This window comes from Collinsella sp. AF16-8 (assembly GCF_003462695.1).
Lineage (GTDB): Bacteria > Actinomycetota > Coriobacteriia > Coriobacteriales > Coriobacteriaceae > Collinsella.
This window is the reverse complement of sequence record NZ_QRXX01000010.1, coordinates 1-11,439: the sequence shown is the minus strand read 5'-3', so window position 1 is coordinate 11,439 and position 11,439 is coordinate 1. Positions and strand designations below refer to the sequence as shown.

At 60.5% G+C, this 11,439-nt stretch carries 9 protein-coding genes and 1 tRNA gene; 3 read left to right on the top strand and 7 right to left on the bottom strand.

Annotation, left to right across the window (positions count from 1 at the left end; genetic code table 11):
- Positions 1-279: 279 nt before the first annotated feature.
- Entirely contained in the window at positions 280-2,061 is a 1,782-nt protein-coding gene (gene tadA / locus DWW73_RS08930; protein ID WP_117779376.1) for a tRNA adenosine(34) deaminase TadA, read from the bottom strand.
- 51 nt (positions 2,062-2,112) lie between these two features.
- Here tadA and DWW73_RS08925 point away from each other — a divergent pair.
- Positions 2,113-2,202, top strand: a tRNA-Ser gene (locus tag DWW73_RS08925).
- 3 nt (positions 2,203-2,205) lie between these two features.
- On the opposite strand, the gene DWW73_RS08920 is transcribed toward DWW73_RS08925, so the two are convergent.
- Positions 2,206-2,790, bottom strand: coding sequence for a TetR/AcrR family transcriptional regulator (locus DWW73_RS08920; protein WP_158551589.1), 585 nt, complete (start codon positions 2,788-2,790; stop codon positions 2,206-2,208).
- A gap of 211 nt (positions 2,791-3,001) precedes the next feature.
- Between DWW73_RS08920 and DWW73_RS08915 the strand changes: the two genes are divergently transcribed.
- A complete protein-coding gene (locus DWW73_RS08915) occupies positions 3,002-3,553 on the top strand; it encodes a LemA family protein (RefSeq protein WP_082421874.1) in 552 nt (183 codons plus the stop codon).
- 561 nt (positions 3,554-4,114) lie between these two features.
- On the opposite strand, the gene DWW73_RS08910 is transcribed toward DWW73_RS08915, so the two are convergent.
- Together DWW73_RS08910 and DWW73_RS08905 are read right to left on the bottom strand one after the other, a co-directional pair.
- Entirely contained in the window at positions 4,115-5,167 is a 1,053-nt protein-coding gene (locus DWW73_RS08910; RefSeq protein WP_117779375.1) for a branched-chain amino acid aminotransferase, read from the bottom strand.
- 288 nt (positions 5,168-5,455) lie between these two features.
- Positions 5,456-6,103 carry a DedA family protein gene (locus DWW73_RS08905; protein WP_117779374.1) on the bottom strand — a complete coding sequence of 216 codons (648 nt, stop codon included), beginning with the start codon at positions 6,101-6,103 and terminating at the stop codon, positions 5,456-5,458.
- Positions 6,104-6,326: 223 nt separating this feature from the next.
- Here DWW73_RS08905 and cysE point away from each other — a divergent pair, with 223 nt between their 5' ends.
- Positions 6,327-7,031, top strand: coding sequence for a serine O-acetyltransferase (gene cysE / locus DWW73_RS08900; RefSeq protein ID WP_117779373.1), 705 nt, complete (start codon positions 6,327-6,329; stop codon positions 7,029-7,031).
- Between the two features lie 113 nt (positions 7,032-7,144).
- On the opposite strand, the gene DWW73_RS08895 is transcribed toward cysE, so the two are convergent.
- From DWW73_RS08895 to DWW73_RS08885, 3 genes are read right to left on the bottom strand one after another with little or no spacing between them, the layout of a single operon-like run.
- Positions 7,145-9,151, bottom strand: coding sequence for an ABC transporter ATP-binding protein (locus DWW73_RS08895; RefSeq protein WP_199413508.1), 2,007 nt, complete (start codon positions 9,149-9,151; stop codon positions 7,145-7,147).
- Position 9,152: 1 nt separating this feature from the next.
- Complete coding sequence (locus DWW73_RS08890; RefSeq protein ID WP_117779372.1) at positions 9,153-10,877, bottom strand: ABC transporter ATP-binding protein; 1,725 nt, start codon at positions 10,875-10,877, stop codon at positions 9,153-9,155.
- Positions 10,877-11,143, bottom strand: a complete 267-nt coding sequence (locus DWW73_RS08885; protein WP_117779371.1) for a hypothetical protein — start codon at positions 11,141-11,143, stop codon at positions 10,877-10,879. Before DWW73_RS08885 ends, DWW73_RS08890 begins: the two co-directional genes overlap by 1 nt.
- Positions 11,144-11,439: the final 296 nt, after the last annotated feature.

Genomic DNA, 11,439 nt, shown 5'->3' with positions numbered 1-11,439 from the left:
TAGGACAGTTTAAAGACAACATTATGCCCAAAGAGATCCATCATGGAGATAATCCACGTCTTCGCCCGAAATGATAATTAATTGGCAGGATTAATTGGCGAACAACTGAACGAAGAGCAATCTACTAATGGCACATAAATGGCGGCGTCAACACCCGAAGTGCATAGTCTCCGATCCCCAGACAGCACCATCGAGCGCCACAAGGCACAGGATTGATTTGTTCAGATTCACATGCCTGTACGGGTGTTTTCCTAGCCCCGTCCCAAAATGACTACTTTTCTAGATGCGGCCGAGGTCATAGGCTTGTGCGGCTGACTCGCCGGCACAGATGAGGTTGGTTGTGGCTTCTTGCGAATCGAGTGCCCGCTCCAGGTCCATGGGCTTGCGGCAGATCGGCAAAACCAAGTCAATACCCTGCTCATACACCGCATCCAGGTTGTCAGCGCGACCGCCCACGACGGCGACCACCGGCTTGCTATAGCGCTTGGCACGGCGGGCCACACCCACCGGCGCCTTACCGGCGGCGGACTGCTCATCCATATTGCCCTCGCCTGTAATGACCAGGTCGACATCGCGTACACGCTCGTCAAACCCCACGAGATCGAGCACCGTCTCCACGCCCGAGCGCAACTCGGCACCGAGCGCCAGCAGCGCGGCACCTAGGCCGCCGGCGGCACCTGCGCCGGGCACGCCGAGCACCGAGCCAAATGTCCGTGCGCCCTCGGGTGCGCGCAACAATCCCTGGACTCGAGCTCCGGCAATCGCAGCGTCGAGCAAGCGGCCGTAGCCGACCATCCAGCTGTCGCACCTGCTCAGCGCCTCGGCATCATCAGCCGGCAGACCCTTCTGTCCGCCGAACACCGCAAGCGCGCCGCGACGCCCCACGAGTGGGTTCTCGACATCCGAAAGCACAACGATACGAGCGCCATCCAAAGCCTGCAGCGCGGGCGCCAAATCAACGCTCGCCACCCGCTCAAGGCCTGCAAGACCGGGGGCGACATCGCATCCCTGATCATCGACCACACGCGCGCCCAGCGCCTGCAGCATGCCGGCGCCACCGTCGTTGGTGGCACTGCCGCCCAGACCAATATAGATAGTCTTTGCCCCAGCACGGACTGCGCGAAGCATGAGCTCGCCCACGCCATAGGTTGTAGCAACCAGCGCCGACGACTCCGTGCAAGGCGAATACCCAATGCCGGCCGCCTCGGCCATCTCGATGACCGCGGACTCGCGCTCGACATCAACCAGCATCCGGGCAGACGTGCGCTTGCCCAGGGGACCTGCCACCTCGCAGGTCACAATCTCACCGCCGCACGCGGCAACGGCATCGAGCGTTCCCTCGCCACCATCTGCCAGCGGCAAAGCGTTCAGCTCGGCATCGGGCCAAACGCGGCGCACGCCTTCGGCAACCGCCGCCTCCGCCTGCGCGCTCGAAACGCTGCCCTTAAAGGAGTCGATCGCCAACAGCACACGGCGGGGTCGGCGGCACGCAGGACCAAAGTCAACCGCCGTGTCAGTATCCTCACCGACACCTGCAAGTGCTGCGGCGTGAGCGGCGTGTGCTTCAAGATCGGCCCCACAACCGCAGCCAGCACCATCGGTGCCACGCAGCCTACTAAAATAGCTGCTCAACACCTCACGACACTCGTCTGCCAGCACGCCGGCGGTCACGTTAAACCGATGATTCAGGCGCGAATCGGCATTCAGGTCATACAGCGAACCCAGAGCGCCCGCCTTGGCATCAGCCGCGCCATACACGCAGCGTCCTACGCGCGCGTTAACCATAAGCCCCGCACACATGCAGCAGGGCTCGAGCGTCACGTAGACCGTACAGTCGGAAAGGCGCCAGCGACCGAGCGACCGAGCGGCAGCGCACAGGGCCGCGAACTCTGCATGCGCCGAAGGGTCCTGATCGAGCTCACGACGATTATGCGCCCGCGCGACAATCTCACCCGCGCGCACCACCACAGCGCCAATGGGCACCTCGCCCACCGCCGCGGCGGCGCGCGCCTCCGCCAACGCCTCGCGCATGAACTTCTCGTCGATTTCGGTGATCGTCATCGTTCGCCTTCCCTGTTGCAAATTCAAAACGATGCTATCATTACGACTCACGGAGAGATGGCAGAGCGGTTGAATGCGGCGGTCTTGAAAACCGTTGAGCGCGAGAGCGTTCCGGGGGTTCGAATCCCCCTCTCTCCGCCACTTTTAGTGATGCACCGGCGTCATGGTCCGCTCGAACAGCGCATCGACCACGTCGGCCATCTCGGGTCGACGCTCAAGATCGTGGCCCGATTCCCACCATATCGTGAAAAGTCGAATAATACCGCCGGCGACGAACTCAGACGTCGTCTCAAGCGACACGGGGGCCAGGGCATCCTCGGCAAGCACGTTCATCACACGCTCGCGGATGGAGCGGGCAATGCGGTCGCAAATAACGTTGGTCAACATGCCCGACATGCTGCTAGCCAAAATGTTATCCATGAGCTGCTCGTGCGCCAGAATCAAATCCATGGCATCGTCCAAAATCGCGTGTCGAAGCGCGCGCACGTCCTCGGCAGACACTGCGCCGGCCTCATCGGGCTGTTTTTGCGGCAAGCCCGACATGAGCTCATCGATATAAAAGGCAAAGTAATCGTTCTTGTCGCGAAAGTGCTTGTAGAACGTCGTGCGGCGAATCATGGCGCGGTCGCACAGCATGGCAACCGTCAGGTCCTCAAAACGATGCTCCTCGAGAAGCTCGGTAAAGGCATCGAACAGGGCGCGGTAGGTTTTCTTGATGCGAAGGTCCACTGGTATCGCCATCCTCAGGGCAAAGACAACACTCGTCAATCTGTCGCATATCTTACACCTGTACCTCGCGCGCTTTGCCCCGGTGCCAACCCCACCGAAAACATAACGCTTACCGGAAAGTTCGGCACGGCAAAACGTTGCGGGTATACTAGTAGCGTTATACCAACGGCAGCTGGCGCATGCCGCCGCGGCCATTCGAAACGGAGACATCATGATTACCGTCATCATCGGCATCGTTGTTGTCATTGTGATTGTCTGCGCCATCGCCGGCATCTACAACAACATGGTCACCAAGCGTAACCGCATCGATAACGCCTGGCAGAACATCGATACGCAGCTGCAGCGCCGCAACGACCTGATCCCCAACCTGGTCGAGACCGTCAAGGGCTACGCCAAGCACGAGCAGGAGACGCTCTCCGCCGTGATCAGCGCGCGTAACACCGCCGTCAAGGCCACTACGCCCGAGGCCAAGATGGAAGCCGACAACGTGCTGACCGGTGCGCTGCGCCAGCTCTTTGCCGTAGCCGAGGCCTATCCCGATCTTAAGGCAAACACCAACTTTACGCAGCTGCAGGCATCACTCGAGGATACCGAGAACAAGATTAGCTATGCACGCCAGAGCTACAACGATTGCGTGCTCAGCTACAACAACGCCATTCAGACGTTCCCGGCTGTCATCTTTGCCGGCATCTTCCAGTTTAAGGAACGCCAGGGCTTCGAGGCCGCCGAAGCAGCCCGCCAGGCCCCGACCGTCAAGTTCTAGTAGTTTGGCAGCGCATCCTAAATCGGCTATATGCATAAACCGCCCCGTCGAACGCATACTTCGACGGGGCGGTTTCCTTTTTCGCGAAGGTCCCCCTCTAAGCGCCGTGCATTTTTAGGAGTATTCAACATAACCAAGGGCTTCGGGCGCTACGATAAATGCCAAAGACCGCGAATATCCCTGCAAATCAAACGCTGTCAGCCCATAACCCCGCCCATCATTCGTAGAAAACATCGAGAAATCCCGATTTTTTGCCCGAGGTCGGTATGCAGGGGCCTTCGATTGCAGAATACTCGCAAAAATGCACGTCGCCATCACCCCCACATGGCGCGAACCAAAACAAAAGCGCGGCCTAAAAGGCCGCGCGCCATCTTTAATTCAGATCTATATTGCCCGTAACGGCAGCGCCGAGGTAACGCAGGCCCGAGGGCAACCTTCCTTTCCGGCGCACTCCGCAGGACGAAAGAACCTCCGCCGCACGAAGTGCGCAGCGGAGGTTCTTTCATGTCCGAGGACGCGCCGGAAAGGAAGGTTGCCCTCGGGCCGAACAGCTATGGCAGCTTACGCGACGGTGTAAACCCAGTCGTGCTTATCCTCGACAGCACCAGACTGGATGCCGGTCAGGGTCTCGCGGAGCTTCTTCATCACGGGGCCAATCTCGGTGTAGCCAGCCGAGAAGGTCACGGTCTCATCGGCACCATAGACCTTGTTGTCGATCTCGCCCACCGGGGAAATGACGGCAGCGGTGCCGCACAGACCGCACTCAACGAAGGTGCCGGCCTTGACCTCGGCCCACTCGACGAGACGCTGATCGACGGTCATGCCCAGATCCTCGGCGACCTGAACAAGCGAACGGCGGGTGATAGAGGGCAGGATGGAGTCGGTGTGCGACTGCGGAACGACGAGGGTGCCATCCTCCTTCACGAACAGGACGTTCGCGCCGCCGGTCTCCTCGACATAGGTGCGGGACTCGGAGTCGAGATACAGGTTCTCGGCATAGCCCTCGCGATGGGCCTCCATCGTGGGCTTGAGGGACATGGCGTAGTTCAGGCCAGCCTTGATGTTGCCGGTGCCGTGCGGTGCCGCACGGTCATACTCGGAAACGCGCAGCTTGACGGGCTTAAGGCCACCCTTAAAGTACGGACCGACCGGGGTCACGAGAATGCGGAACGTGTACTCAGGAGCGGGAGCCACGCCGATCACGTCACCGGAGCCGATCATAAACGGACGCACGTACAGGGTCGCGCCGGAACCGAAGGGCGGAACCCAGGCGGCGTTGGCAGAAACGACCTGCTTGACAGCCTCGACGAACTTGTCCTTGGGGAACGGGGGCATCTCGAGACGCTGGGCGGAGTTATACATGCGCTCGGCGTTCATGTCGGGACGGAAGCAGACGATGCTGCCGTCCTCGGCGGTGTAGGCCTTCAGGCCCTCAAAGACCTCCTGGCAGTAATGGAAGATGCCACCGCACTCGGAGACATGCAGGGTGTGGTCGGTGGTCAGGCCGCCCTCGTCCCACTCGCCATCCTTCCAATGAGCCTCGTAGCTGTAATCGGTCTTCATGTAGCCAAAGCCGAGGCTACCCCAATCGATATCCTTCTTCTCGACAGTCATGTGTCGCTCCTTACATACACAGTTGCACACTCGCGAACCCGCACGCAAGGACCGAGGCCGGCCGCGTCGCAACGTCGCACGTCCGGAGCGTAGAGCCGGACAGGACACGCGAACAGCATCAAAGCCAATGGCATGTCGATTCGCATGCACGAGATTGTACTCCGCACGCGCGTCGGATAAAACGTTTTTCTTTAACTAACTAAAGTATTTTCATTTGACCGAAGCAAAAAGGCCCGTCACCGTAAGCGGTGACGGGCCTCAACGGCACGGTTTGCGCGCCGGCTCGATCTACGCGTTCTTTTTGCCCAGCTTAGCCTTAACCAGACCGACCACGGTCGGGATAATCGACACGGCAACGATGCCAACGATTAGCAGCTCAAAGTGCTCCTGCACAAAGGGAATGCCGCCAAAGAAGTAGCCCAGCAGCGTAAAGACCGTCGACCAGGTAATGCCGCCCAGCACGTTAAAGATGACAAAGTTGCGCCAGTGCATGCCGCCCATGCCAGCGATGAAGGGCACAAAGGTGCGGATAAACGGAAAGAAGCGGCCCAGGAAGATGGCCAGGTGGCCCCACTTGTCCAAGAAGTCCTCGGACTTTTTGATGCGCTCGGGCGTCATGGCCTTGACCTTGCCCGAGGCAATGATCTTTTTGCCAAAGAAATGGCCGATCATAAAGTTGCACTGATCGCCCAAAATGGCAGCGGCCCATGCGGTGGCCAGAAGCGCCACAATGTTAAAGCCGCCGTTGTGGGCGAAGAAACCCGAGGCGAACAGCAGCGAATCACCGGGAAGGAACGGGAAGAACACCACGCCCGTCTCGATAAAGATGATCAGGAACACGCAGCCGTAGGCCATAAGCGGGCCGGCGGCGATCCAGCTGGCGATCGCGGTGCGCGGGTCCTTAAGCAGCTCGGCGATAAAATTGATGAAACCCATGAAGTAAAACCTCTCAGTTGTGGGCGCGGATACGTCCAAGTTGACCAGTATACGGTTGCGGCGCCCCCTCGTGCGCAACCCCACAAAAGCATGACTCCATTACCAGCAAGTTTGCATAACTGACACCTGTCGTGCAAAGCTGCCAAGATTGTTCTACCTAATCCCTAGCGAATCGCTATACTTTATTGAATCGCATTGCCATGGCGCTAAGGGAGGGCGGCCGGTGAGCTTTATCAATACCATTCGCGAGGACATCAAGACCGTCCAAGCGCAGGACCCCGCCGCGCAAAACGGTCTGGTCATTTTCCTTTCCTATCCTGGCCTGCACGCCAAGTGGAACCACGTGCCCGAGCACTGGCTGTGGGAGCACGGTCATCGCTCGCTCGCCCGTGTGCTCTCGCAAATCACCCGCCACATCACCGGCGTCGAGATTCATCCCGCTGCACAGATCGGCAAACATTTCTTTATCGACCACGCCATGGGCGTCGTCATCGGCGAGACCACCATTGTGGGCGACAGCTGCGTGCTCTATCAGGGCGTCACGCTCGGCGGTACCGGCAACGAGACCGGTAAGCGCCACCCCACCCTGGGCAACAACGTCACTGTGGGCACAGGCGCCAAGGTGCTCGGCAACATCCGCATCGGCAACAACGTCAAGATCGGCGGCAACTCGGTCGTCGTCAAAGACGTACCCGATAACTGTACCGTCGTGGGCGTGCCCGGGCGCATCATCAAGCGCAACGGCTGCCGCGTGTTCGAGGAGAGCTTTGACGCCAAGCAGCATCGCGAGTACATGCCCGATGACGCCGCCGAGCAGAGCGCCCTCAACCGCCAGGGCATTACCGAGAATGCCCGCCGCGTCAAGGAACTCGAGCGAGAGGTGGCCGAGCTCAAGGCCCTCGTCGCCAAGCTCGTGGACGAGCACTAGGAACGCGAGCGGCACAAAACAACATCGGCACCGACGCAAAAGGCGCGCCAGGGAATCCATCCCCGGCGCGCCTTTCTTTTTGATGTGACATGCGGGACTGTCCCTTTGTCACACTATGCGAACTGACTCAGATAGAGGTCGGCGTAAGCACCCTCGGCAGCCAGCAGTTCCTTATGCGTGCCTTGCTCGATAATGTTGCCATGATCCATGACCAGAATCAGGTCGGCATCCACGATCGTCGACAGGCGATGCGCGATCACAAAGCTCGTGCGCCCGCGCATGAGCGCGTCCATGGCGCGGCCGATAGCAAGCTCGGTGCGCGTGTCCACACTTGAGGTCGCCTCGTCCAGGATGAGAATCGCCGGGTTGTTGAGCAGCACGCGTGCGATGGTTAGCAGCTGACGCTGGCCCTGGCTGATGCTTTCGGCATCGTTGGCTACGCGCGTGTCGTAGCCCTGAGGCATGGTGCGCACAAAGAAGTCGACCTGGGCGGCGCGAGCGGCCGCAACAATCTCCTCGCGCGTTGCCTCGGGGCAGCCGTAGGCGATGTTCTCGGCAATCGTGCCGTCGAACAGCCAGGCGTCCTGTAGCACCATGCCAAACTGCTGTCGCAGCTCGCCGCGATCCATGCGGCTCGTATCCACGCCGTCGAGCGTAATACGCCCGCCGTCAATCTCGTAGAAGCGCATGAGCAGGTTGATGAGCGTCGTCTTGCCTGCGCCCGTGGTTCCCACCACGGCAATCTTCTGGCCCGGCTCGGCGGTAAACGACACGTCGCGCATGAGCGGCTTGTCGGGCGCATAGCCAAAGCGCACGTGCTCAAAAGCGACGCGGCCCTCAATGCGACCCGGCAGCTTGGCGGCCTCATCCGGCAGCGGATCGGCCTCCATCTCGGGCTCATCAAGCAGGTCGAACACGCGCTCCGCACTCGCCAGCGCGCTCTGCAGCGAGTTAAAAGTGAAAGACAGCTGCGTCATGGGTTCGGACGCCTCGTAGATAAACTGGAAGAACGCCTGGAACACGCCGACGGTCATGTGACCGGCGACCAGCATGCTGCAGCCCACGAGCGCAATCACAATCTGCGCCAAACGGCCGATAAAGCGAACCGCGGGTCCGACGGCGTTGATCATAAAGTCGGCCTTGGTGCTCACGCGCGCCAGCTCGCCCGAGGCCTCGTGCACCTCGGCAGAGCTCTGGTGCTCGCGGTTGAATGCGCGAATCACCAAACGGCCCGAATAGCCTTCCTCGACCGCGCTCGTGATTTTGGACACCCACTCCTGACGCTCGCCCGTCACATCATGCGTACGGCGCGAAACCACCTTGGTCACCAGCAGCGACAACGCCGTAAAGAACAAAAAGACTAGCGTAAGCGGCACGCTAAACACGAACATCACGCCCACGGCGCCCACCACGGTGCCGACCGACACAAGCAGCTGCAGCAATCCGCGCTGCATGCTCTCGGACATCTTGTCCAAGTCGTTGGTCGCACGGCTGACGACCTCACCGGGACGATGCGCGTCAAAGAAGGCAAGCGGCAGACGGTTGAGCTTTTGTGCGATGCGGTTGCGTAGACGCAGGTTGAGGCGTTCGGCCACGCTCGACATCAAAAAGCTCTGGAGCGCATAGAACGAGGCAGCGGCAGTCCAGATCATAAAGTAGACGAAGATGGTCTTGCCGCAGTTCTCCCAGGTGATGTTGAAGGTGGTTCCGTTGGCAAACGCCACCTGAATGTGGCCCCACAGCTCATCGATCACGCGGGCGCTATATGCCGGCGCGGCGGTGTTAAAGATGACATAGAACACAATGCTCGCGAACACGATATAGAAGCGCCAATGGTCGCCGACGGCCTCGCTCCACAGGCGGCGCACCGTCGCCCAGGTATCCCGGGGCGTCTCGTCCTCTTCTTCGTCGTCCACGTCGCGCATACGCTCTGCCTCGGCGCGGGCACGCTCGTCCTCGGCACGCTCGTTTTCCTCGTAGAGCGCTTGGCGGCGAGCCTCGCGCTCGACTGCAGCCTTGGCGGCGTCATCCAGCTCGGTCGACGCGGCAGCCGTTTCCTCAACCAGCCCCGCGGCAACGGCGTCATCAACGCCGCCCTGCTTCTCGAGCTCCTCGGTCATGCTACTCACCTCCCTTCATCTGCGATTCCGCGATGGCGCGGTACACCTCGCAGGTTTCCATAAGCTCGCCATGCGTGCCCAGGCCCACGACCTCGCCATCCTTGAGCACCACGATCTGATCGGCATGCAAAATAGTCGAGATGCGCTGGGCGATGATGAGCACCGCGGCATCGCACGTCTCGTCCTGCAGCGCATGGCGCAGTGCCGCATCGGTCTTAAAGTCCAGGGCCGAAAAACTGTCGTCGAAGATATACAGGTCGGCGCGCTTCATGAGTGCGCGGGCGATTGCCAAACGCTGGCGCTGGCCGCCCGAAAAGTTCGTACCGCCCTGCGCCACCGGAGTGTCGAGCCCCTGCGGTTGATCGAGTACAAAGGTGCTCTGGGCAACCTGGAGCGCATGGAGCATGTCAGCCTCGGTCGCACCCTCGTTACCAAAGCGCAGGTTGCTCGCCACGGTACCCGAGAACAGCCATGCCTTCTGCGGCACATAGGCGATACGCCCGCGGATGTCGTCTTGCGAAAGGTCGCGCAGGTCGACGCCGTTCAGGCGAATGGCGCCCTTCGTGGCATCGTGGAAGCGAAGCAAGAGCTTGGCCACCGTTGACTTGCCCGAGCCCGTTGAGCCCACGATCGCGGTCGTCTGTCCACGGCGGCAGGCAAAACTCAGGTTGCACAGGGTGTCCTCGTCGGCATCGTCAAAACGGAACGACATGTGGTCGAACACGGCCACCGCGTCGGCGCCGTCTGCGGACTCAGGCGCCCCGTCGCCCAGCGTAGCCTTGCCGTCCACAATGCTCGGCTCGATTTCGAGCACCTGCTGCGCACGGTTGAGGCACGCCGCGGCGCGCGGAAGCGTCAGCACCACCATCTGCGCCATCATCACAAAGAACAGGATCAGAATCGCGTACTCCAGCACGGCCGAGATGCTGCCGATTTGCATGGCATGGACGCCCACGCGGTTGCCGCCCACCCACAGCACCGCCACCTCGGCGATGTTCATCAGAAAGAAGCTGGAGCTATCGAGGCCCACAAACAGGTGGTTGACCTTGATGGCGTTGGCCGCGTAATCGCTAAACACCTCGTCCAGGCGCTGCTCCTCGTGGCGCTCCTTGTTAAATGCGCGGATGACGCGCACGCCCACGATGTTCTCGCGCAGCACCACGTTCATGCGGTCGATAAAGCTCTGCAGGCGCATAAAGATCGGCGCGGCGTTGGCAACGGTAAAGACCGCCGCCACCAGCACGATCGCAACGACCACGCCCAGCAGCGTGCCCATGGCAGGATCGATAAACCAGGCAAAGATGATGCCCGCCACGGCCAAGAACGGTACCGGCAGCACCAGCTGAATCGTCTGCAGGATCGCTTGCTGGATCACGTTGATGTCGTTGAGCGAGCGCGTGATCATCGAACCCGTGCCAAAGCGCTCAAAGTCGCTGGCGGACAGCTCGAGCGACTTATCGTAGACGGCGTTGCGGATGTCGCAGGCCACATTGGCCGCCAGACGGGCCGAAAGATAACAGCCCAGCACCGCACCACCGCTGGCCATGCCGGTCGCGATGAGCATGTACAGACCGTTGCGCAAGATGTAATCGACGTCGCCCGTCGTGATGCCCGTGTTGACCATGTTCGCCAACATCGTGGGCACGAGCAGCGTACCGACGTTGTCGACTAGCAGCACCAGCAGCGTCACCGCGATCAGACCGCGGTACGGCCTCATAAACCTCATTAAGAGTCGCATGTCTCCCCCTCGCCCTTATCGTCAGCCTCGTTCTCGGCGGCCACTTGCCGTTTAAATGCCTCGCACTCTTCGTTAAGAACATGGGAGAACTTACCGACCAAGCGCATGATCTCGCGCTGTTCCCACGGCTCGAGCGCCTCGAATGCCTGTTGCTCGGCCTTTTGCGCCGGCAACGCGTAGCGCTTGGCAAACTGCATACCTTCTGCGGTCAGTCGCACAACCTTGTTCTTACGACTGCCCTCGGCAAACTCCAACGTCGCAAGCCCTCGTGCCCTAAGCGTCTTGATTCCGAATTGATGGTCTGCTTGCTATAGAACCATTCACTCGTCAGCCGACTCACGGCGATGCTGCCGTCCGCCGTGCTGGTGTCGACGAGCATCCAATAGGCGCAATCCGAAAGACCGCAGGTGCGCGAGAACTCCGAATAGATATGGTCGAGTCCATTGAGCATCCGGTCGAAATCGACCAGCGTAACCGCACTATTCATCTATCCCACCGGTGGCGCGCGCAGACGTGGTGTAAGAGCGTCCCGAGGTCCGTCGCTGCAAGT

Bases quoted from the DNA above. Each gene is read 5' to 3' on its own strand.
- DWW73_RS08890 (WP_117779372.1), bottom strand. From the start codon at position 10,877: ATGAGGTTTATGAGGCCGTACCGCGGTCTGATCGCGGTGACGCTGCTG.
- DWW73_RS08895 (WP_199413508.1), bottom strand. From the start codon at position 9,151: ATGACCGAGGAGCTCGAGAAGCAGGGCGGCGTTGATGACGCCGTTGCC.
- DWW73_RS08910 (WP_117779375.1), bottom strand. From the start codon at position 5,167: ATGACTGTCGAGAAGAAGGATATCGATTGGGGTAGCCTCGGCTTTGGC.
- tadA (WP_117779376.1), bottom strand. From the start codon at position 2,061: ATGACGATCACCGAAATCGACGAGAAGTTCATGCGCGAGGCGTTGGCG.
- DWW73_RS08915 (WP_082421874.1), top strand. From the start codon at position 3,002: ATGATTACCGTCATCATCGGCATCGTTGTTGTCATTGTGATTGTCTGC.
- DWW73_RS08905 (WP_117779374.1), bottom strand. From the start codon at position 6,103: ATGGGTTTCATCAATTTTATCGCCGAGCTGCTTAAGGACCCGCGCACC.